17 protein-coding genes are annotated in these 21,358 nt (G+C 68.1%); 9 read left to right on the forward strand and 8 right to left on the reverse strand.

The window, feature by feature from the left end; genetic code table 11:
- Positions 1-3: 3 nt before the first annotated feature.
- Positions 4-1,521, reverse strand: a complete 1,518-nt coding sequence (locus tag BME24068_RS09080; RefSeq protein ID WP_174925848.1) for a purine-cytosine permease family protein — start codon at positions 1,519-1,521, stop codon at positions 4-6.
- 202 nt (positions 1,522-1,723) lie between these two features.
- Entirely contained in the window at positions 1,724-2,371 is a 648-nt protein-coding gene (locus BME24068_RS09085) for a glutathione S-transferase family protein (protein ID WP_096501258.1), read from the reverse strand.
- Between the two features lie 215 nt (positions 2,372-2,586).
- On the opposite strand from BME24068_RS09085, the gene BME24068_RS09090 reads away from it, so the two are divergent.
- Entirely contained in the window at positions 2,587-3,588 is a 1,002-nt protein-coding gene (locus BME24068_RS09090; protein ID WP_239007791.1) for a transketolase-like TK C-terminal-containing protein, read from the forward strand.
- 18 nt (positions 3,589-3,606) lie between these two features.
- Here the strand turns inward: BME24068_RS09090 and BME24068_RS09095 are convergent, their stop codons facing one another.
- Positions 3,607-4,062, reverse strand: coding sequence for a MarR family winged helix-turn-helix transcriptional regulator (locus BME24068_RS09095; protein WP_096501262.1), 456 nt, complete (start codon positions 4,060-4,062; stop codon positions 3,607-3,609).
- 173 nt (positions 4,063-4,235) lie between these two features.
- Here BME24068_RS09095 and aceE point away from each other — a divergent pair, with 173 nt between their 5' ends.
- On the forward strand, positions 4,236-6,905 hold the full coding sequence (gene aceE, locus BME24068_RS09100; protein WP_174925850.1) for a pyruvate dehydrogenase (acetyl-transferring), homodimeric type: 2,670 nt from the start codon (positions 4,236-4,238) through the stop codon (positions 6,903-6,905).
- Positions 6,906-6,994: 89 nt separating this feature from the next.
- Here the strand turns inward: aceE and BME24068_RS09105 are convergent, their stop codons facing one another.
- Genes BME24068_RS09105 through BME24068_RS09115 form a run of 3 tightly spaced genes read right to left on the reverse strand, consistent with a single transcriptional unit; the run spans position 6,995 to position 12,889 of the window.
- Positions 6,995-8,476 (reverse strand): efflux transporter outer membrane subunit, encoded by a 1,482-nt coding sequence (locus BME24068_RS09105; protein WP_174925851.1) that lies wholly within the window; start codon positions 8,474-8,476, stop codon positions 6,995-6,997.
- The gene (locus BME24068_RS09110) at positions 8,473-11,646 is read right to left on the reverse strand and encodes an efflux RND transporter permease subunit (protein ID WP_174925852.1); all 3,174 of its coding nucleotides are present in this window, start codon (positions 11,644-11,646) and stop codon (positions 8,473-8,475) included. The genes BME24068_RS09105 and BME24068_RS09110 overlap by 4 nt, the downstream gene beginning before the upstream one ends.
- A 13-nt stretch (positions 11,647-11,659) precedes the next feature.
- Positions 11,660-12,889: an efflux RND transporter periplasmic adaptor subunit gene (locus tag BME24068_RS09115; protein WP_174925853.1), complete on the reverse strand. Its 1,230-nt coding sequence runs from the start codon at positions 12,887-12,889 to the stop codon at positions 11,660-11,662.
- A 79-nt stretch (positions 12,890-12,968) separates the two neighbouring features.
- Here BME24068_RS09115 and soxR point away from each other — a divergent pair, with 79 nt between their 5' ends.
- Positions 12,969-13,445 carry a redox-sensitive transcriptional activator SoxR gene (gene soxR, locus BME24068_RS09120; RefSeq protein ID WP_096501272.1) on the forward strand — a complete coding sequence of 159 codons (477 nt, stop codon included), beginning with the start codon at positions 12,969-12,971 and terminating at the stop codon, positions 13,443-13,445.
- Between the two features lie 33 nt (positions 13,446-13,478).
- Here the strand turns inward: soxR and BME24068_RS09125 are convergent, their stop codons facing one another.
- Positions 13,479-14,240, reverse strand: a complete 762-nt coding sequence (locus BME24068_RS09125; RefSeq protein WP_174925854.1) for an SDR family NAD(P)-dependent oxidoreductase — start codon at positions 14,238-14,240, stop codon at positions 13,479-13,481.
- A gap of 113 nt (positions 14,241-14,353) precedes the next feature.
- Between BME24068_RS09125 and BME24068_RS09130 the strand changes: the two genes are divergently transcribed.
- A complete protein-coding gene (locus BME24068_RS09130) occupies positions 14,354-15,265 on the forward strand; it encodes a LysR family transcriptional regulator (RefSeq protein ID WP_174925855.1) in 912 nt (303 codons plus the stop codon).
- A 35-nt stretch (positions 15,266-15,300) separates the two neighbouring features.
- On the opposite strand, the gene BME24068_RS09135 is transcribed toward BME24068_RS09130, so the two are convergent.
- A complete protein-coding gene (locus BME24068_RS09135) occupies positions 15,301-15,954 on the reverse strand; it encodes a TetR/AcrR family transcriptional regulator (RefSeq protein WP_174925856.1) in 654 nt (217 codons plus the stop codon).
- Between the two features lie 148 nt (positions 15,955-16,102).
- Between BME24068_RS09135 and BME24068_RS09140 the strand changes: the two genes are divergently transcribed.
- The 5 genes from BME24068_RS09140 (at position 16,103) to BME24068_RS09160 (ending at position 21,354) form a co-directional block, all read left to right on the forward strand.
- Positions 16,103-17,395 (forward strand): NAD(P)/FAD-dependent oxidoreductase, encoded by a 1,293-nt coding sequence (locus BME24068_RS09140; protein ID WP_174925857.1) that lies wholly within the window; start codon positions 16,103-16,105, stop codon positions 17,393-17,395.
- Between the two features lie 44 nt (positions 17,396-17,439).
- Complete coding sequence (locus tag BME24068_RS09145; protein WP_096501280.1) at positions 17,440-17,841, forward strand: DUF3331 domain-containing protein; 402 nt, start codon at positions 17,440-17,442, stop codon at positions 17,839-17,841.
- Positions 17,842-18,118: 277 nt separating this feature from the next.
- Positions 18,119-18,634: a GlcG/HbpS family heme-binding protein gene (locus BME24068_RS09150; protein ID WP_174925858.1), complete on the forward strand. Its 516-nt coding sequence runs from the start codon at positions 18,119-18,121 to the stop codon at positions 18,632-18,634.
- A 471-nt stretch (positions 18,635-19,105) separates the two neighbouring features.
- Entirely contained in the window at positions 19,106-19,696 is a 591-nt protein-coding gene (locus tag BME24068_RS09155) for a sugar dehydrogenase complex small subunit (protein WP_174925859.1), read from the forward strand.
- 5 nt (positions 19,697-19,701) lie between these two features.
- Positions 19,702-21,354, forward strand: coding sequence for a GMC family oxidoreductase (locus BME24068_RS09160; protein WP_174925860.1), 1,653 nt, complete (start codon positions 19,702-19,704; stop codon positions 21,352-21,354).
- Positions 21,355-21,358 lie beyond the last annotated feature (4 nt).

Below are 21,358 nucleotides of genomic sequence, written 5' to 3' on the forward strand. Positions count from 1 at the left end.
CGCTCAGTACCCCTTCGGCTGGATCGCCGGTGCGCCGACACCGCGCGCGCCGTGCTTGCCGCCGCGCGCGAGGCAGCGCCCGCGCGGGCCGTACACGCCGTCGGCCTCCGGATACAGCGTCAGCAGCACGAAATACAGCAGCCCGCCGACCGCCAGCGATACCGGCACGCTGAGATCGAGTCCGCCCGCGAGATTGCCGAGCGGCCCGACGAACTGCCCCGGCAGGTTCACGAACGACAGACCGATGAACGCCGCCGGCAGCCATGCGCCCATCGCGCGCAGGTTCCAGCCGTGCGTGAACCAGTAGTGGCCGCCGCGCAGCCCGCGGTTGAACACCTGCAGGTCGTCGGCGAGATAGAAGCCGCGGCGCGTCACATAGCCGATCACCATGATCGCCATCCACGGGCAGCTGAACGTGTCGATCAGCGTCGAGAACGTCGCGACGCTTTCGACGAGGTTGAACCAGAAGCGGCCGACGAAGATGAACGCGATCGCGATCGTGCCGATCAGCAGCGTCGCGCGCACGCGGTTCAGGAAGCGCGGGAACATGCTCGACACGTCGAGGCCCGTGCCGTACAGCGCGGTCGTGCCGGTCGACATCCCGCCGATGATCGCGATCAGGCACATCGGCAGCAGGAACCAGCGCGGCGACACGGCGAGCAGCCCGCCGACGTAGTCGTTCGATGCAATGAACGCGGGCGCCTTCGACGCGATGATCGTCGCGGTCGCGAGGCCGAAGAAGAACGGCACGAAGGTCGCGATCTGCGCGGCGAACACGGCGCCCATCACGCGCCGCTTCGGCGTGTGCTGCGGAATGTAGCGCGCCCAGTCGCCGAGCGTCGACGCGAACGACACCGGGTTGCTCAGCGCGACCAGCACCGCGCCGACGAACGCGGCCCAGAAGCCTGCGCTCCCCTGGTTCAGCGTGCCCGCGTAGTTCACGTCGAACATCCCGGCGAACGCAAACAGGCCGGCGACGAACAGCAGGCTCGCGGCCCACACGGCGATCTTGTTGACCCACAGCATGAAGCGGAAGCCGTAGATGCAGACGATCAGCACGAGCACCGCGAACACCATGTACGCCGCGCCGAGCGTGAAGCCGTTGACCGGCACGCCGACCATGTTGTGCGCACCGCCGACGAGCGCGTCGCCCGAGCTCCACACCGCGAGCGAGAAGAACGCGATCGACGTGAGCAGTGCGAGGAACGAACCGACGATCCGGCCGTGGATGCCGAAATGCGCGCCGGACGAGACCGGATCGCTCGTGCCGTTGCGCGGGCCGAACAGGCTCATCGGCGCGAGGATGCACGTGCCGACCAGGACGCCGAGCACGATCGCGGCAACACCCGCCTTGAACGACAGCCCGACCAGCACCGGAAAGCTGCCGAGCACCGATGTGGAAAACGTATTGCAGCCGCCGAACAGCAGCCGGAACAGATCGATCGGACGCGCATAGCGCGATACGTCGGGAATGCGTTCGAAACCGAACGATTCGACTTGCGTAATCCTGCCTTCACTCATTTGTCTCCAGCTCCTCTGGTGCGTCGGCACGGCCCGCGACTGCGGCCATACGACACATCGTCATCAATTCGCGGCCACTCTAAACCGGATCAGGCGGCGCAAATATCACGCATTCGAGACGTTTACGACGAAGGAGAACAATGTTTTGCGGCAGGGCATCCGCCGGATCCCGCGCCGTCGCTGCGGCGCGGGCGATGCGACGTCAGTGCGCGGGCATGGCCGCCGGCGCGCGGCAGGCGATCAGGCCCCGTTGAACCGCCGGCCGGCTCTCGATGTCGGCGAGCCAGCGCTCGACGTGCGGATAGCCGGCGACGTCGATATCGAGTTCGGCCGCCGTGCGCAGCCACGGGAATGCGGCGATGTCGGCGATCGAATACCGCGACGACGCGAGATACGGCGATTCCGACAATCGCCCGTTCGCGACGCCATAGAGGCGCCGCGCCTCGTTCCGATAGCGGTCGATCGCCTCCGCATTGACCGTCTTCGATGCATGCAGGAACCACCAGAGCTGGCCGAGCATCGGCCCGATGCCGCCGATCTGGACATGCAGCCATTGCTGGACCGCCGTGCGCTCGGCCAGCGTTTCCGGGTGCAGGCAGCCCGTTTTCTCGGCGAGATAGCCGAGGATCGCGCCGGATTCGAACACGGCCAGGCCGGTGTCGTGATCGACGATGGCCGGGATCTTGCCGTTCGGGCTGATCGCGAGGAACGCCGGGCTGCGCTGCTCGCCAGCGGACAGGTTCACGTGCACGCGCGCGTACGTCAGCCCGGCCTCCTCCAGGTAGATGGCGATCTTGTGCCCGTTCGGCGTGTCGGCCGTATGGAACGTGAGTGTGTGCGTCGATGTCATGTCGGTCCTTGTCATCCGGTTATCATTGCAACTACAATCGTTGCAATTGCAATCCTATGCCGGGATCGACACCCCGGCAACATGCCAGTACTCGAAAGAGGGACATGCAGACTGCGCGATCCGGTCCGCCCGTGCGGACGCCCGACACCCGCCGCGCCGCGGCGGCCTGCGTCGAACGGCTGACGACCCGGCGGCTCTCGCCCCGGCGCGATGCGATGACTCCGCTCGACGCAATCCGCGCGGCCGCCGACTGCCTCGAACGCGATGCGGCAACCGCGGGCCGCGTCTGGATCGTCCGCCCCGACGTACCCGCCGCGACGGCGCGCGCTGCCGCACCTCGCCGCATCAGCGCGTGGCCGCTGCGCTTTCTCGACCCGGCCGGACAGTTCGAACGGCCGCTGCTGTACCTGCTGCAAGCGCATGCGACGGACCGGCTGCGGCTGGCGTCGGCCGAAACGGTCGGCCGCGGGATCTTCGTGAACGACGCGGAAACGTTCCGCTCGTCATGGCCCAAGGGCGTGATGCCCGACGTCCCGCACTGGCTGGCCGCGAACCCCGCGTGCACGCCATACGATCCCGCGTCGGGCGACGAGGCGCTCGCGATCCTGCGCGGCGCGCTGCGCGCGCTCTATGTCGTCGGCCAGCCCGGATTTTGTTATCTCGCGAGCCACGACGGCTGCGTGCCCGGCGTACGCCCCCTTTCCGCCACGGCGGCCCGCGACGCGTTCAACGGCATGGTGCGGGCCGGCCGGCGCGCGGCGGCCGGCTCCGCCGCAAAGATTCGTCTGTGCGGCGCGGGCAGCACGCTCGCGCAGGTGATGGAAGCCGCCGACCTGCTGCATGACGAATGGCGCATCGATTCGACGATCTGGAGCTGTCCGAGCTACACGCGGCTTGCGCGCGATGCGCGCGCCGCCGAACGCTGGAACCTGCTGCACCCGCACGCCGCGCCGCGCATCGCGCACGTCAGCGCGTGCCTCGGCGAAGGCAGCACGCCGGTGCTCGCGGTCACGGGCTATGCACGGCACGTCGCCGCGCAGATCGGCGCGTTCGTCCCTGCCCGCTTCACGGCGCTCGGCGCGGATCTGGCAGGCCCCGGCGCGCGGGCGTCGGATGCGCGCTGGATCGCCGCGGTCGCGATCCGCGTGCTGGCCGACGACGGTCGCGTGCCGGCCGACTGGGCCGCACGGGCCATGCAGCGGTATGCGCGCGGCTGAAACGCGCGACATCGGCCGCTACTTCGCGCCGGCCGTCGCGTCGCGCGCAGCGGCCGTCGCACGATCGAGCGCGGCGGCCATCGTCGCCTGCTCTTTCGCGCCGAACTGGTCGAGGAAAAGCTCCGCGACCGTCGACTGGTACACCTTCCACATCTTTTTACGCAGCGTGCGCCCCTTGTCGGTGATGCTCGCGAACGCCGCGCGGCCGTCGTCGGCCGAACGGGCGCGCGTGACGAGCCCTTCCTGTTCGAGCCGGTCGACGAGCCGCGTGAGGTTGTAGCGCTCGATCGCGAGCACGTCGGCCAGTTCGTGCATGCGACGCGTGCCGTCGGGCCCGCTTTCCAGCCCCCACAACGCGTCGTACCACGCATACGCGGGCAGGCCGGCGTCCGCGAGACGCCGCTCGATCTCGCGAATCATCGTGCGGTGCGCGCGGACAAACGAGAACCACAGATCCGGTTCGGGTGCGCTCATGTCAGGTCGTTCCTCTCGTTAAATTGCAGTTGCAATTAAATTTTACCTCGATACAATGGACTTCGATACGATTGCAATTGCAACTATATGGCCGCCCATCGGCGGCCCTTCCGTCGCGCGGGGCGGCGCCACGACCGTCGCCCCGCGCAGCCTGATGCTTCTGGAGACACTGCATGACCGCACCTCTCGCGCTACCCGACATCGATCCGCAGGAAACCCGTGAATGGCTCGATGCGCTTGAATCCGTCATCGCGCTCGAAGGCCGTCCGCGCGCGCACTACCTGCTCGACCGGCTGGCCGATCTCGATGCGGCCCGCCACGGCGACCTGCACGGCCGCGTGACCACCGCCTATGTGAACACCGTGCCGCGCGCGCGGCAGCCGGCCTATCCGGGCGATCTCGCGCTCGAGCGGCGGCTCAACGCGATGATCCGCTGGAACGCGATGGTCATGGTGCTGCGCGCCGGCCGGCATTCGAACGTCGGCGGCCACATCGCGACCTACCAGTCCGCCGCGGTGCTGTACGACGTCGGCTTCGACCACTTCTTCCGCGGCCGCACCGACACGTTCGACGGCGACATGGTCTACATCCAGGGGCATTCGGCGCCCGGCATCTATGGCCGCGCGTATCTCGAAGGCCGCATCACGGATGCGCAGCTCGACAACTTCCGCCGCGAAGCGGGACGCGACGGTCTGTCGTCCTATCCGCATCCGCGCCTGATGCCCGACTTCTGGCAGTTCCCGACCGTCTCGATGGGGCTCGGCCCGCTCACGGCCGCCTATCAGGCGCGCTTCATGCGCTACCTCGAATATCGCGGGCTGAAACCGCATCAGGGCCGCAAGGTCTGGGCGTTTCTCGGCGACGGCGAAATGGACCAGCCCGAATCGCTCGCCGCGATCTCGCTCGCCGGACGCGAGCGGCTCGACAACCTGATCTTCGTCGTGAACTGCAACCTGCAGCGCCTCGACGGCCCGGTGCGCGGCAACGGCAAGGTCATCCAGGAACTCGAAGGCACGTTCCGCGCGGCCGGCTGGAACGTCGTCAAGGTGATCTGGGGCAGCGGCTGGGACCGGCTGCTCGAACGCGACACGACCGGCCTGCTGCGCCAGCGGATGATGGAATGCGTCGACGGCGACTACCAGACCTTCAAGTCGCAGAGCGGCGCATACGTGCGCGAGCACTTCTTCGGCAAGTATCCCGAACTGCTCGAACTCGTCGCCGACCTGTCCGACGACGACATCTGGAAACTGGCGCGCGGCGGCCACGATCCGGAGAAGGTGCATGCGGCCTATGCGCAGGCGATGCGCGCGGACGGCCGGCCGACCGTCGTGCTCGCGAAGACGGTCAAGGGTTTCGGCATGGGCGAAGCCGGCGAAGGCCAGAACATGAACCATCAACTGAAAAAGATGAGCGCGGATGCCGTGCGCGCATTCCGCGACCGCTTCGCGCTGCCGGTCAGCGACGCGCAGCTCGACGAACTGCCCTACCTGAAGCCGGAACCCGGCAGCGCTGAAGCGCGCTATTTCGCGGAACGCCGCGCGGCGCTCGGCGGCCACGTGCCGGCCCGCTTCAGCGACGTCGCGCCGCTGCCGGTGCCGCCGCTCGCCGCGTTCGACGGCCAGCTCAAGGACAGCGGCGAGCGCGGGCTGTCGACGACGATGGCCTTCGTGCGGATCCTCGGCACGCTGCTGAAGGACCCGAATGTCGGCAAGCTCGTCGTGCCGATCGTGCCGGACGAATCGCGCACGTTCGGGATGGAAGGCCTGTTCCGCCAGATCGGCATCCATTCGCATCTCGGCCAGCTCTATACGCCGCAGGACGCCGGCCAGCTCAGCTATTACAAGGAAGCGAAGGACGGGCAGATCCTGCAGGAAGGCATCAACGAGTCGGGCGCGATCGCGTCGTGGATCGCGGCCGGCACCGCGTACAGCAACCACGGGCTGCCGACGATTCCGTTCTACATCTTCTATTCGATGTTCGGGCTGCAGCGGGTCGGCGATCTCGCGTGGGCGGCCGGCGACGCACGCACGCGCGGCTTCCTGCTCGGCGCGACGTCGGGACGCACGACGCTGATGGGCGAAGGGCTGCAGCACGACGACGGGCACAGCCACGTGCTGTCGTCGGTGATTCCGAACTGCGTGTCGTACGACCCGACCTACGCGTACGAACTCGCGGTGATCGTGCGCGACGGGCTGAGACGGATGTATGCGGAGCACGAAGACGTGTACTACTACATCACGCTGCTCAACGAGAACTACCCGCATCCGGCGCTGCCCGACGGCGCGGAAGCCGGCATCCTCAAGGGCCTCTATCTGCTGCGGGACGGCGCGGCGCGTGCGGATACGCCGCATGTGCAGCTGATGGGCAGCGGTTCGATCCTGCGCGAGGTGATCGCGGCGAGCGACCTGCTTGCGCAGGACTTCGGCGTAACGAGCGATGTGTGGAGCGCGACGAGCCTGACCGAGCTGCGTCGCGACGGGCTCGCCGCGGAGCGCTGGAACCTGCTGCATCCGGACGCGCCGGCGCGCGTGCCCTACGTGCAGCAATGCCTCGACGGCCGCGCCGGGCCCGTAGTCGTCACGACCGACTACATGAAGATCGTCGGCGACCAGATCCGCGGCTTCGTCGACGGCCGGCGCTTCGTGTCGCTCGGCACCGACGGCTTCGGCCGCTCGGATACGCGCGAAGCGCTGCGTACGTTCTTCGAGGTCGACCGGCACTTCATCGCGATCGCGGCGCTGAAGGCGCTCGCCGACGACGGCACGATTGCGCGCGCGCAGGTTGGCGAGGCGATCCGGCGTTACGGGATCGACATCGACAAGGTCGACCCGGCAACGGTGTAAGCGCGTGCGCGCACGTCGCAAGCTTCGTGCGCGCCGGGCCGCGCGGCGGGCGAAAACGAAGGTGCCTGCCGCGCGGCCCCTGCTCCGCGTTACGGCCGCGACTGCGCAAGCGAGCCAGGTATCTGCTGCGCCGTTCCCGCCGGCCAGCCGCCCGCGAGCGCCTTGTACAGCGCGACCGTCGACGCCGCGCTGCGCATCTGCCCGTCGGCGGCCGCGTCCTGCGCCTGCAGCAACGTCCGCTGCGCGTCGAGCACTTCGTAGTAGTCGATCGCGCCGGCCGAGAAACGCGTCTGCGCGAGCTGCGCCGCGCGTGCGCTGTCGTCCGCGGCACGCCCCAGATGGGCGGTCTCGTCGCGCGTGCGCGCAACCCGCAGCAACGCGTTCTCGGTTTCCTCCAGCGCGCCGAGCACGGTCTGCCGATACTGCGCGAGCTGGCCGGCCGCTTCGGCGTCGCTCGCGGCGATTCGTGCCCGCACGCGGCCGACGTCGAGGAACGACCAGTCGATGCCGAGCGCGATCAGGTTCGTGTCGCTGCCCGAGCGGAAGAACCCGTAACTGCTCGTCGCGCTGCCGAGCAACCCCGACAGCGTGAAGCGCGGAAACAGGTCGGCCGTCGCGACGCCGACCCGCGCGGTCGCCGCATGCAGCCGCGCTTCGGCCGCCGCCACATCCGGGCGCCGGCGCAGCAGATCGCCCGGCGTGCCCGGATCGAGGTCGGCGGCGAGCGCCGGCAACGGCACCGTCGCGCCCTTCGGCACGTCGAACCGGCCGATCAGCGCGTCCGGCGTCTGCCCGGTCAGCACCGCGAGCCGGTGCTCGTCGACGCCGATCGCCGCTTCGTATACGGCGACCCGCGACGTCGTCGACTCGTACTGCGCACGCGCGCGTGCCGCATCGAGTTCGGAGCCGCGGCCCGCGCCGACGCGCGCATTGATCAGCGCGAGCGTCTGCTTCTGGTTGTCGGCGTTCTCGCGCGCGATCCGCAGCCGCTCCTGCGAACCGCGCAGATCGACGTAGGTGCTCGCGACCTCGCCCGCGATCGCGACGCGCACCGCGCGCACGTCGGCCGCGCTGGCCGCCGTTTCCGCGCGTTGCGACTCGATCGAACGGCGCACCCGCCCGAACAGGTCCAGCTCCCATGCGGCGTTGATCCCGACGCTCGAAACCGGCGTATCGCGCTGGCTGCGCGGCGCGCCGAACGCCTGATCCTTGCTCATCAGCTGATGGCCGATCTGCCCGCTCGCGGTGAGCGTCGGATAGCGATCGAACGTCGCCTGCGACAGCAGCGCGTTCGACGCGTCGTAGCGCGACATCGCGACTTGCAGATCCTGGTTCGCCGCGAGCGCCGCATCGATCAGCTGCGTGAGCGCCGGATCGCCGAAGCCGCGCCAGAACGTGGCGTCGGCAGCGGCCGACGCATCCGGCGGCGACGTATCCTGCGTGGCCGGATGCGCGTCGCGCGCGAAGCGCGCCGCGGTCGCCGTGTCGGGCCGTTTGAAATCGGGGCCGACCGCGCAGGCGGCGAGCGTCACCGACATCGCGAGCGCGGAAAGACGGAAAGCGGCGCTCATCGGTTTTCTCCTTCGAGGGTGCCGTGCTGTTCGCTCCAGACGGCCGGCGTGCCGCCCGCGAGCTTGCGGATCGCCACATAGAACACGGGCGTGAGGAACAGCCCGAACAGCGTCACGCCGAGCATCCCCGCGAACACGGTGACGCCCGTTGCGGCGCGCACTTCGCTGCCCGCGCCGCTGCCGATCAGCAGCGGCACCGAACCGGCAATGAACGCGACCGACGTCATCACGATCGGGCGCAGCCGCAGCCGGCACGCTTCGAGCGCCGCTTCGATCGCGCCCTTGCCCTGGATTTCGAGCTCGCGCGCGAATTCGACGATCAGGATCGCGTTCTTGCATGCGAGCCCCATCAGCACGACCAGACCGACCTGCACGAACACGTTGTTGTCGCCGCCGGACAGCCACACGCCGAACAGCGCCGCGCACATGCACACCGGCACGATCAGGATCACCGCGAGCGGCAGCGTCCAGCTCTCGTACAGCGATGCGAGCACGAGGAACACGAGCATCACCGCGAGCGGGAACACGACGATCGCCGCGTTGCTCTGCGTGACCTGCTGGTAGCTGAGGTCGGTCCATTCGAGCGTGATGCCGGGCGGCAGCACGTCCTTCGCGATCTGCTGCAGCTTCGCGATCGTCTGCGACGACGACATCGCCTTCGGGTCCGCATCGCCGATCAGATCGGCGGCCGGATAGCCGTTGTAGCGCACGACCGGGTCCGGCCCGTACGCGGGCGCGACCGTCACCATCGAGCCGATCGGCACCATCTCGCCCTTCGCGTTGCGCGTGCGCAGGTTCGCGATGTCGGCGGCGGTCTGCCGGTGCCCGGCTTCGGCTTGCGCCATCACGCGGTACACGCGCCCGAATGCGTTGAAGTCGTTCACGTACATCGAGCCGAGATAGACCTGCAGCGTATTGAACAGGTCGGTCAGCGCGACGCCCTGCGCCTTCGCCTTGAGCCGGTCGACCTTCACCTCGAGCTGCGGAATGTTCGCCTGGTACGAGCTGACCGGATAGCTCATCCCGGGCGTCTTCGCGACCGCCGCCTGGAAGGCGCTCAACGCGTTCTGCAGCTCACCGTAGCCGAGCCCGCCGCGATCCTCGAGATACAGCGAATAGCCGGAACCATTGCCGAGGCCCTGGATCGGCGGCGGCATCAGCGCATAGGTGATGCCGCCACCGATCGCCGCGAAGCGCGCGTTCAGGTCCGCGTTGATCTGCGCGGCGCTGCGGTGGCGCTGGTCGAACGGCTTCAGGATCACGTACGAATTCGTGATGTTCGGCGTGTTCACGCCCTGCAGCGCATTGAGCCCGGCAAACGCCGGCACCATCTCGACGCCGTCGGTGCCGAGCGCGATCTTCGTCATCTGCTCGGTCACCGCGCTGGTGCGCGCAAGCGACGCGCCTTCCGGCAGCTTCGCGCCGGCGAACAGGTACAGCTTGTCCTGCACGGGGATGAAGCCGCCCGGCACCGCGTTGAACAGCAGCGCGGTGGCCGCGAGCAAGGCCGCGTAGACGACGAACACCGCGCCGCGCCGCTTCAGCGTGCGCGCGACGACGCCGTGATAGCGATCGGCGCTGCGCTCGAAGAACCGGTTGAACGGATGGAACAGCCAGCCGAACGCACGGTCGAGCCCGCGCGTAAGCGCATCCTTCGGCGCGCCGTGCGGGCGCAGCAGCTTCGCGGCGAGCGCGGGCGACAGCGTCAGCGAGTTGATCGCGGAGATCACCGTCGAGATCGCGATCGTCACCGCGAACTGCCTGTAGAACTGGCCGGTGACGCCCGACATGAACGCCATCGGCACGAACACCGCGCACAGCACGAGCGCGATCGCGACAATCGGCCCCGACACCTCGCGCATCGCCTGGTGCGCGGCATCGCGCGGGCTCAGGCCCTGCGCGATATTGCGCTCGACGTTCTCGACGACGACGATCGCATCGTCGACGACGATCCCGATCGCCAGCACGAGCCCGAACAGCGTCAGCGTGTTGATCGAATAGCCGAGCAGATAGAGCCACGCGAACGTGCCGACCACCGACACCGGCACCGCGACGAGCGGGATGATCGACGCGCGCCAGGTCTGCAGGAACAGGATCACGACGAGCACGACCAGCACGACGGCCTCGATCAGCGTGTGCTGCACCGCGCGGATCGACTCGCGCACGAACACGGTCGGGTCCCACACCGGTCGATACGCGACGCCCGGCGGGAAGCGCTTCGACAGTTCGTCGAGCTTCGCATACACGGCCTTCGCGACGTCGAGCGCGTTCGCGCCCGGCGACAGGAAGATGCCGACCACCGCCGAATGTTTGTCGTTGAAATACGAACGCAGCGTGTAGTCGCCCGCGCCGAGTTCGATGCGCGCGACGTCGGACAGCTTCACGACCTGGCCGTCGTCGCCGTTGCGCAGCACGATGTCGCCGAACTCCTGCACGGTACGCAGCCGGCCGCGCACGTTGATCGATACCAGGAAGTCGTTTTTCTTCGGCGACGGCTCCGCGCCGAGCTGGCCGGCCGACACCTGCACGTTCTGCTCGCGCACGGCGGCGATCACGTCGCTCGCGGTCAGCCCGCGCGACGCGAGCCGGTTCGGGTCGAGCCAGAGCCGCATCGCGTAGTCGCCGGAGCCGTACACGCCGACGTCGCCGATGCCGGTCAGGCGCGACAGCTCGTCCTTCACGTGCAGCGTCAGGTAGTTGCGCAGGTACAGCGAATCGCGGCTGTTGTCCGGCGAATAGAGGCTCACGTACATCAGCGGCGTCGGCGACTGCTTCTGCGTGGTCACGCCGTACTGGCGCACCTCGTCGGGCAGACGCGACAGCGCCTGGCTCACGCGGTTCTGCACGCGCACCGCGGCCGTGTCGGGATCGACGCCCTGCAGGAACGTGACGACGACCTGCAGGCTGCCGTCCGAGCCCGCGACCGACTTCATGTACATGATCCCTTCGACGCCGTTGATCGCCTCTTCCAGCGGTTCGGCGACCGATTCGGCGATTTCCTTCGGGTTCGCGCCCGGATACGTCGCACGCACGACGACGCTCGGCGGCACGACTTCCGGATATTCGCCGGCGGGCAGCATCGGGATCGAGATCAGGCCGATCGCGAAGATCACGATCGACAGCACGACCGCGAAGATCGGGCGGTCGATGAAGAATCGGGAGAAATCCATCGTCAGTCTCCCGTTATTGCACGGCCGGCGCGGCCGGCGCGCCGGCGTCCGCGTTGGCGACGGCCTGCGTGCCGCTGCCCGGGCCGGTGCCGGCGCCCGCCTCCGCACGCGCGGGTAGCGCCTTCGGCTTGACCTGCGCGCCCGGATAGTAGATCCGCTGCACGCCATCGACGACCACGCGGTCGCCCGACTGCAGCCCCTTCTCGACGATCCGCTCGCCGTCGAGCTCGCGCCCGATCGTCACGTCGCGACGCAGCGCCTTGTCGCCGGCGCCGATCACATAGACGTACTTGCGATCCTGGTCGGTGAGCACGGCCTTGTCGTCGACGAGCAGCGCATCCTGGTCGCGGCCGCTGACGAGCTGCACGCGCGCATAGAGGCCCGGCGTGAACGTATGGTCGGCATTCGACAGCCGCACGCGCGCGCGGATCGTGCCGGTTTGCGGATCGAGCCGGTTGTCGAGGAAATCCACGGTGCCCGCGTGCGGAAAGCCCGTCTCGTTCGCGAGGCCCACGCGTACCGGATCGGCGCCGATCGCGCGATGCGTCGGATCGGCACGCCGCGCGTTGTAGCGCAGATAGCTCTGCTCGTCGCAGTCGAAATACACGTAGACGGGATCCTGCGACACGACGGTGGTCAGCAGCGTGTCGTCCGCACGCGCGAGATTGCCCGCCGTTGCGATCGCGCGGCCGACACGGCCCGCGATCGGCGCGCGCACGTCGGTAAAGCCGAGATTGAGCTTCGCATCGGCGACGGCCGCGTCGGCCGCCTGCAGGTCCGCGCGCGCCTGCTCGGCGGTCGCGCGCGCGTTGTCGAGTTCTTCCTGCGACGTTGCATGCGCATCGATCAGCGTCTGCACGCGCTTGAGCTGCACGTTCGCGAGGCTCGCGGCCGCGCGTGCGCGCTGCTGCTGCGCGTTCGCGCGGTCGAGCGCGATCCGGTACGGACGCGGGTCGATCTCGAACAGCACGGTGCCCTCCGCCACGAGGTCGCCCTCCTTGTACGCGACGCGTTGCAGATAGCCGCTCACGCGCGGCCGCAATTCGACGGCGTCGACGGCTTCGACGCGTCCGTTGAATTCGTCCGCGAGGCGGATCGTGCGCGGGGCGACGGTCGTCACCCCGACTTCGGGAAGGGGATGGGCCGACGATGCGTCTTTGCCGTCGTGACAGCCCGACAACGCCAGCAGCAGAGCGCAGGCCGCGCCCAAAGGCGACGTCCTGCGTAGGGATAAGGAGAGCATGGTGCCTCGCGACGGGTTAAACTGCCGCGTAGCATAAAAGTTGAAGTTAACTTCAAGTCAAGCTTTCCCGGAGGGCGTCATGGGTATCGACGAAACACCGCAATGGCCGCTGATGTCGATCCGCGAAGTGGCCGCGCGCAGCGGCGTACCGGCGTCGACGCTGCGCTTCTACGAGACGCGCGGGCTCATCAAGTCGCATCGCAACGGTTCGAGCCATCGCCACTACTCGCGCGCGGTGCTGCGGCTGATCGCATTCATCGTGTTCGCGCAGAAGATCGGCTATTCGCTCGACGAGATCGCCGAACAACTCGTGAGCCTGCCGGAAGACGCCGCGCCGACCAACAAGGACTGGCAGCGGCTGTCGCGCGGCTGGAAGCAGCGCGTCGCAAGCCGGATCGAGGAGCTGCAGCGGCTCTACATCAATCTCGACGAATGCATCGGGTGCGGCTGCCTGTCGCTGAAACGCTGCAAGCTGACCAACCCCGAGGACCGCGCGGGCCGCAACGGGCCCGGCGCGCGGCGCTGGCTCGGCGATACGCCGCCCGATCTCGACTGACGCAGGCGGCCGGCGCCGCGCCGGCGTTCGTTGTCACCCCACCCGCCAGCCGCCGTTCACCGCGATCGTCGCGCCGGTGACGAACGCCGCGCGCGGCCCGGCGAGCCACGCAACGGCATCCGCGACATCGTCCGGATGCCCGGCGCGGCCGACCGGCGTCTGCTCGCGGATCGTCGCCGCGATGGCCGGCGCGACGCCGCCGTCGCCAAACAAGCGCGTGTCGGCGATATAGCCGGGCGCGACCGTATTGACCGTGACGCCGCGCGGCCCGAGCTCGCGCGCGAGCGCGACGGTGAACCCTTCGATGCCCGCCTTCGCCGCCGCATACGCGAGGCCGCCCGGCAGCAGGCTGCCGGCGCGCGCCGCAATCGATCCGATGTTGACGATCCGCGCAGCGCGGTCGGCCAGGTGCGGCAACACGGCCATCGTCGCGACGAACGCGCTTTTCAGGTTCGCATCGAGCACGGCGTCCCACACGGTTTCCGCATCGGCCGCCTCCGTGTCCGCGCCGACGCGCCCCGTCAGCCCCGCGTTGTTGACCAGCACGTCGATGCGCGGCCACCGCGCGACGATCGCGCCGACGGCCGCCGTCGCGTCCGGCCGCCGGCTCAGGTCGGCCGCGTGCCCGATCGCCGCGTCGCCGAGCCGCGCGACGGCGGCGTCCAGCCTTCGTGCGTCGCGCCCGACGATCGCGACGCGATATCCGCTTTCCACCAGCCTGCTCGCGATCGCAAAGCCGATCCCGCTCGACCCGCCCGTGACGATCGCCGTTCGCCGCCGTTCGCTGCCCGTCATGTCCTGCCCTCCTTTCCTCGATGTTGACGATTGGTGACACTGGCAGTCTGGACAACGCATGGCGATAGGTAAAATACGAATTCGATGACCTACTGATACGAAAAAGGTATCGCATGATCGATCTGCGCCAGTTCAGGCAATTCATTGCCGTCGCCGAAACGCTGAGCTTCCGGCGCGCCGCCGAGCGCCTGCATATGGCTCAGCCGCCGCTGAGCGCCGCGATCCGCAAGCTCGAGGACGCGCTCGGCGTCGCGCTGTTCGAACGCGACAACCGCGGCTCGACGCTCACGCCGGCCGGCGACGCGTTCCTGCTCGAAGCGCGGCGCGCGATCGAGCAGGCCGAGCGCGCGGTAGCCGTCGCGCGGCGCGCGGGCGCCGGCCTCGGCGGCACGCTGCGGCTGCGGTTCGTCGACAGCACGGTCAACGCGCTGCTGCCGCTGATCCTCCGCGCGTTCCAGGAGCGGCATCCGGACGTCGCTTTCCAGCTGGAAGAAGGCACGACCGCCGAACAGGTGCTCGCGCTGCGGCAGGACCGCACGGACGTCGGCCTCGTCGTGCTGCCGGTTGCCGATGCCGCCGACGTGCACGTCGAGCCGCTGCTGCGCGACCGGATGGTCGCCGCGCTGCCCGACAGCCACCGGCTCGCGCGCCGCCGGCGCATCGCGCTGGCCGAGCTGGCGGACGAACCCTGGGTGCTGTTCGCCCCGCATCACGGGCCCGGCATGCATGCGCTGATCGTGACCGCCTGCGCGCAGGCCGGCTTCGCGCCGCGCGTGGTTCAGCAGCCGCGCCAGATGCAGACGACGGCCGGGCTCGTCGCGGGCGGCATCGGCGTCGCGCTGATGCCGCGGCTGTTCGTGCCGATGCGGCCGCAAGGCATTACGTTCTGCGAACTGACGGGTGCGGGCAGCCCGCTCGCGTACGAACTGGCGATCGCGTACCGGACGCCGTCGCCGCTCGTCGATGCGTTGCGCGAGACCGCGCGGCGGGCGGTCGACACGCTGGGGCTCGTCGCGGCGACGTGACTGCGCACATGACGTGCGCACGACGCGCTCAGCGCTCAGACGCGCAGGATGCTGAGCGCGACGTCGAGCACCGCCTGGCGGAACGCATCCCGCCGCGTAGGCAGCGACGTGAACTCCAGCATCATGTGGCTATACGACACCGTCGTGCCGACCGCGCTCGCGATCATGAAGAACAGCACGTTCGGATCGACCGGGCGGATCTCGCCGGCCTCGACCGCCTCCGCCAGCAGCGGAAACATCGCGTCGTGATACGGGCGCACGATCCGCTGCTGCAGGCAGTCGAGCCGGGCGCCCTCCTCGGTCGCCGCCGTCGAGAAGAACATGCCGATGTCCGGCTCGTCGAATTCGTGATCGACGCACAGCTCGATCGCGCACCGCACGCGCTCGCGATGCGGCAATGACGACTCGCGCAGCGCGCGCAACGCGTCGAACTGCGGCTGGGCGAGATCGACGATCTGCTCGACGACGGCCAGCCACAACGTTTCCTTCGTGCCGAAATGATGGGCGATCAGCGCCGCGTCGATGCCCAGCTCGCGCGCGACTTCGCGCACGCTCGTCGCATCGTAGCCGCGCTTCGCGAACGTGCGGCGCGCGGCCCGCAATATCACGTCCGGACCGACGGACGCGTCCGCCAGCGGCCGCCCGCGCGTACGCCGCTTCGACGGCGCGCGCTCAGTGACTTCAGCCACGTTTTCCTGCTCCCGTTGAATGAATCGAATGCCCATGTTCGAGCCCCGGTTTCGCATGCTCGCCACCGGGCTGCCTGCCACGCTCCGTTGACACGCGAAGTCGAGAGGCGCTACGATCATACCTTATTCATCACGTGATGATTTATTCATGACAACCCCTACTCGCATCGTGATCGTGGGCGGCGGGATCGCCGGATTGCAGCTCGCGACCCGCCTGGGCGAGCGCCTCGGCCGTTCCGGGCGCGCGCAAGTCACCGTCGTCGACCGCAGCCCGACCCACGTATGGAAGCCGATGCTGCATACGATCGCGGCCGGCACGCGCGACGTGCAGCAACAGCAGGTCATCTTCCTCGCGCACGCACGCGATCACGGCTACACGTACCAGCCCGGCGAGCTGAAGGGGCTCGATCGCGCGCGCCGCCGCGTGCAGCTCGGCGAGATTCGCTCGCAGAACGGCGAGCGCGTGATCGACGCGCGTGAGATCGAATACGACGTGCTGATCCTCGCGCTCGGCAGCCAGGCCAACGATTTCGGCGTGCCGGGCGTGCGCGAGCACTGCTACTTCATCGACAGCCAGCAGCAGGCCGAAACCTTCAACGAAGCGCTGCGCATGCGGGTGTTCCGCAGCATCGCGCGCGACGAGCCGTTTCGCGTCGCGATCGTCGGCGCCGGGGCAACGGGCGTGGAACTGGCGGCGGAACTGAGCCGCCTGCTCGAAGTGGCCCAGGCCTATGGCGATGCGACGGTGCGCGAGCGGCTGCGGCTTACGCTGCTCGAAAGCGGCCCGCGCATCCTTGCCGCGTTTCCGCCGAAGATTTCCGCGTCCGCGCAGCGGCGGCTCGAGCAGATCGGTTTTCATGTGCTGACGTCGACGCGCGTGACGGCCGCCGACGCGAACGGGTTCCACTATGGCGACGGTTCGTTCGCCGAAGCGGATCTGATGGTGTGGGCGGCCGGCGTGAAGGCGCCCGATTTCATGCAGGCGCTCGGCGGGCTCGACACGAACCGCGCGAACCAGGTCCTGGTACGGCCCACGCTGCAGGCCACGACCGACGAGCACGTGTTCGCGATCGGCGATTGCGCGAGCCTGCAGCCCGACGGCCAGGAACGGCCGCTGCCGCCGACCGCGCAGGTCGCGACGCAGCAGGCCGAGCATCTCGCGAAGCACCTGCCCGCGTGGCTCGACGGCAAGCCGATGCCGCCGTTCGCGTTCCACGATTTCGGCGCGCTCGTGTCGATCAGCGACTACGACGCGTTCGGCACGCTCGGGCAGTTCGGGTTCTTTCGCGGCGGATTCATCCAGGGGCGATTCGCGCAATTCAGCCACCTGATGCTGTACCGGCGGCACCAGCAGGCGCTGCACGGATTCTCCAAGGCGACCTTGCTGTGGATCGCCGAACGGATCAACGGCTGCGTGCAGCCGCGCATCCGCCTGTCGTGATGCCACGCGTCGCGGCATCGCGTAACGTTTCGAGGAAAACAGACATGAACGACCGTGCAGCGCCCTGGCTCATGACCGTTGCCGCGATCGGCAGCTTCGACATGCCACCCGTCTCGTGGGGCGGCCCGCGGCGGCGCAGCATCACGCGCGACCGGTTGCCGTCGTGGGACCCGGCAAGCAAGCCGACCATCAGCGTGCTCGAACGGCCCACGGCCGACACAGTGATGATTTCGTGGTGCGATGCGTGCACCGGACATTACGGCTATCAGAAGTGGCGGCTGTTCACGACGCGCAAGCGCGGCGTCTGTGCGCTGTCGGGGCGGCCGATCCTGGCCGGCGACAGCGTCTACGCACCGCAATTGCTCGGCTCGGCGCCGGGCAATGCCGCCGCGATGGTGCTCGCGGCGTGCATCGATACCGCCGTTTCCGCGACGGCCGATGCGTGACGCGCAGGCCGGCGAGCACCTGAACGACCGATTCGTCGTTGTCGGCGACGATCGGCCACGATCCGTCATGCACGCGATGGCGTGACCGGGCATGGCGCGTATCGATACCGCCGCCCATCTCGCGTCGCTGCAAACCGGCCGGGAATGCAATATATTTCCGTCGCATCCGCCGAGGGTGCCTGCCATCGAGCCCGGCATCCCTTCAATTGCGAAAGCGTCGCGCCTTCGCCACCGACCGACGCCTGAAATAAACCCGGCCTAACCGTATCAGCGACGTATGCTTGCAAAGAAATCCCGAATCCTCATTGCGGCTGCCGCCATTTTCGCGGCTCATGCCCAAGCCCAATCCACCTCGCCGACACCGGTTCCCGAACGGCTCCCGTACGACATTCCGTATGGCCCGCCCATTACGCTCGCGCAAGCGCGTACCGTCATTGCGGCGGCCGAAGCCGAGGCGCGGCACCGAAACTGGAAATACGCGGTCGTCGTCGTCGATAGCGGCGGCAATCTGATTTCGTGCGACAAAATGGACGACACGCAACTCGCGTCCGTCGAGATCGCCGAAGCCAAGGCGCGTGCGTCGGTACGTTTTCGCAGGCCGACCAAGGATATGCAGAATGCGATCAACAACGGCGGCGCGACCGGCAACCTCAGCATTCCGGGTATTCTCGCCGGCGAAGGCGGCATTCCGATCGTGATCGGCGGGCACTTGATCGGCGCGATCGGCACCAGCGGCGGCGCGGGCGTGCAGGACAGCGTGATCGCGGCCGCCGGTGCGGCGGCAATCAGGTAAATCGCGCACAACAGGCAGGCTCTCGACGAATCGATTATTCCTTCAACTGAATAGTCTTTTCTGACATTTCAATTACAGCCGGTTTTCACGTATCCGAGGTCAATTGCAGCCCGGCGGATTCACAGCGTGCCGGCCGGAATTCGACGCCCGATTCCGTCGCGAAAATACGCGATCCCGGCAATATCGATACACTCCCCCTCACGATGAAAATTTGAACGGGGTTATTGGACGCGAAAATGGAACCGGTTCCATTTTCGCGTCCCCGGATGATGCCCCGCCTTGACAGATAAAAAGCTGATTCTCACGGCATGTGGCATTCTCCGTTCCGCCGGTCATGATCGTTTGCCGGTGTGTTCGGATGCATGACGCAATGCCGTGAAGGAAGACATTCCGGTCGTTGCGACCGGGAGCGACTCCCCTCGCGGAATCTTCTAAGAAAGAAAATATCTCTCGCTAAAAGACGAAAACGACATGGCCCCACACGATCATGAAAGGCGCGTCACAGCGCGCGCCGGCGTTACCCGGAGAACGGCGCTGAAAGTGATGGCGGCGGCGCTGACGCAAGTCGGGCTGTTGACCGCCGCCCCCGGATCCGCCTTCGCACAGCAGCCGTCGCTCGACGGCAAAACCTTTCTCGCGCTGTCGAAAGCGCTGACAGGCCATGCGAATCTCGACCCGACGACGGCCTCGCGCCTGGTCGACGCCTTCAGTCGCACGGATGCCAGTTTTGCCGCGCGTGCGACCGCGCTGGCGCGACGCGTCCGCGCCGGCCAGACACCCGCGCAACTGCTGGCCGATGCCGACGGCGCCGGCCTGCACGACACGGCGCTCGCGATCGTCGCCGCGTGGTACACGGGCACCGTCGGACATGGCCAGAAGGCCGTCATGGTCGCCTATGCCGATGCGCTGATGTACGACACCGTCCACGACGGGATGAGCGCGCCGACCTATTGTTCGAACGGCCCGCTGTGGTGGACCGCCGAACCGCCGCCGGCCGATGTCGCGCCGCCCCGCAAAACGGTTGCGCCAGCAACTACCCCGCTCCAGCAAAAGCACGCCTGAATCCCATGAGAACTCCTGAATTTGAATCGAACGGCGACGTGTCGGCCGACGTCGTGATCGTGGGCTCCGGCGTGGTGGGCGGCCTGATCGCCGATCAACTCGTCAGCCAGGGCCATTCGGTGCTGATCATCGAATCCGGCCTGCGCATCGAACGCGCGCAGGCGGTCGAGAACTGGCGCAACATGCCCTTCGACAATCGCGTGGGCTCGGACTTCCAGGGGCTCTACCCGCAGGCGCCGAACGCGCCGGCCCCGCTGTATTTTCCGAAGAACGACTACGTCGGCCTGAGCGGCCGGGACGGCCAGAGTTTCCAGCAGGGCTATCTGCGCACGGTCGGCGGCACGACGTGGCACTGGGCCGCGTCGAGCTGGCGCCACCTGCCGGTCGATTTCCGGATGAAGTCGACGTATGGCGTCGGCCGCGACTGGCCGATCTCCTATGACGAGCTCGAGCCGTACTACTGCCGCGCGGAAGAGCAGATGGGCGTCGCCGGGCCGAGCGATCCGGCCATGCAGTCGCCGTCGCAGCGCAGCCGCCCGTATCCGATGGACATGGTGCCGTGGGGCCATGGCGACCGGCGCTTCGCCGAAGTCGTCAACGCGCATGGCTACCAATCGATCCCGATTCCACAGGCGCGCAGCACGCGGCCGTGGCACGGCCGCCCGGTCTGTTGCGGCAACAACAACTGCCAGCCGATCTGCCCGATCGGCGCGATGTACAACGGCATCCATCACATCGAGCGCGCGGAGCGCAAGGGCGCGAAGGTGCTCGCCGAATCGGTCGTCTACAAGATCGACACCGATGCGAACAATCGCGTGACGGCCGTGCACTGGTACGACACGTCGCGCAAGTCGCACAAGGCGAGCGGCAAGATGTTCGTGCTCGCGTGCAACGGCATCGAGACGCCGCGCCTGCTGCTGCTCGCCGCGAACGAACGCAATCCGCGCGGCATCGCGAACGGCTCGGACCAGGTCGGCCGCAACATGATGGATCACTCGGGCTTCCACTGCACGTTCCTCGCGAACGAGCCGATGTGGCTCGGCCGCGGCCCCGCGCAGAGCAGCTGCATCGTCGGCCCGCGCGACGGCGATTTCCGCGGGCAGTATTCGGCCAACAAGATGATCCTGAACAACATCTCGCGCGTCGGGCCGGCCACGCAGCAGGCGCTGAAGCTCGGCCTGGTCGGCAAGGCCCTCGACGAGGAAATCCGGCGCCGCGCGATCTACGGCGTCGACCTGTCGATCAGCCTGGAGCCGCTGCCCGATCCGAACAACCGCCTGACGCTCAGCAAGACGCGCGTCGATCCGCTCGGCCTCGCGTGCCCCGACATCCACTACGACGTCGGCGACTACGTGCGGCGCGGCTACGACGCGGCATGCAAGCAGCTCACGCATATCGGCAGCCTGTTCGACGCCGTCGAGTTCAACATCACGACGTCGCTGAACGCGAACAATCACATCATGGGCGGCACCATCATGGGCGCCGATCCGAAGAGCTCGGTCGTCGACGGCGACTGCCGCGCGCACGACCATGCGAACCTGTGGCTGCCGGGCGGCGGCGCGATGCCGTCGGCGTCCGTCGTCAACACGACGCTGTCGATGGCGGCCCTCGGCCTGAAAGCCGCGGATTCGATTTCCGCCAGCCTCGCGAAGGGTTGATGCG

It is taken from the genome of Burkholderia anthina, assembly GCF_902498995.1.
In the GTDB taxonomy this organism is placed as follows: domain Bacteria; phylum Pseudomonadota; class Gammaproteobacteria; order Burkholderiales; family Burkholderiaceae; genus Burkholderia; species Burkholderia anthina.

Coding starts and splice junctions, on each gene's coding strand:
- BME24068_RS09080 (WP_174925848.1), bottom strand. CDS start 1,521: ATGAGTGAAGGCAGGATTACGCAAGTCGAATCGTTCGGTTTCGAACGC.
- BME24068_RS09085 (WP_096501258.1), bottom strand. CDS start 2,371: ATGACATCGACGCACACACTCACGTTCCATACGGCCGACACGCCGAAC.
- BME24068_RS09090 (WP_239007791.1), top strand. CDS start 2,587: ATGACTCCGCTCGACGCAATCCGCGCGGCCGCCGACTGCCTCGAACGC.
- BME24068_RS09095 (WP_096501262.1), bottom strand. CDS start 4,062: ATGAGCGCACCCGAACCGGATCTGTGGTTCTCGTTTGTCCGCGCGCAC.
- aceE (WP_174925850.1), top strand. CDS start 4,236: ATGACCGCACCTCTCGCGCTACCCGACATCGATCCGCAGGAAACCCGT.
- BME24068_RS09105 (WP_174925851.1), bottom strand. CDS start 8,476: ATGAGCGCCGCTTTCCGTCTTTCCGCGCTCGCGATGTCGGTGACGCTC.
- BME24068_RS09110 (WP_174925852.1), bottom strand. CDS start 11,646: ATGGATTTCTCCCGATTCTTCATCGACCGCCCGATCTTCGCGGTCGTG.
- BME24068_RS09115 (WP_174925853.1), bottom strand. CDS start 12,889: ATGCTCTCCTTATCCCTACGCAGGACGTCGCCTTTGGGCGCGGCCTGC.
- soxR (WP_096501272.1), top strand. CDS start 12,969: ATGGGTATCGACGAAACACCGCAATGGCCGCTGATGTCGATCCGCGAA.
- BME24068_RS09125 (WP_174925854.1), bottom strand. CDS start 14,240: ATGACGGGCAGCGAACGGCGGCGAACGGCGATCGTCACGGGCGGGTCG.
- BME24068_RS09130 (WP_174925855.1), top strand. CDS start 14,354: ATGATCGATCTGCGCCAGTTCAGGCAATTCATTGCCGTCGCCGAAACG.
- BME24068_RS09140 (WP_174925857.1), top strand. CDS start 16,103: ATGACAACCCCTACTCGCATCGTGATCGTGGGCGGCGGGATCGCCGGA.
- BME24068_RS09145 (WP_096501280.1), top strand. CDS start 17,440: ATGAACGACCGTGCAGCGCCCTGGCTCATGACCGTTGCCGCGATCGGC.
- BME24068_RS09150 (WP_174925858.1), top strand. CDS start 18,119: ATGCTTGCAAAGAAATCCCGAATCCTCATTGCGGCTGCCGCCATTTTC.
- BME24068_RS09155 (WP_174925859.1), top strand. CDS start 19,106: ATGGCCCCACACGATCATGAAAGGCGCGTCACAGCGCGCGCCGGCGTT.
- BME24068_RS09160 (WP_174925860.1), top strand. CDS start 19,702: ATGAGAACTCCTGAATTTGAATCGAACGGCGACGTGTCGGCCGACGTC.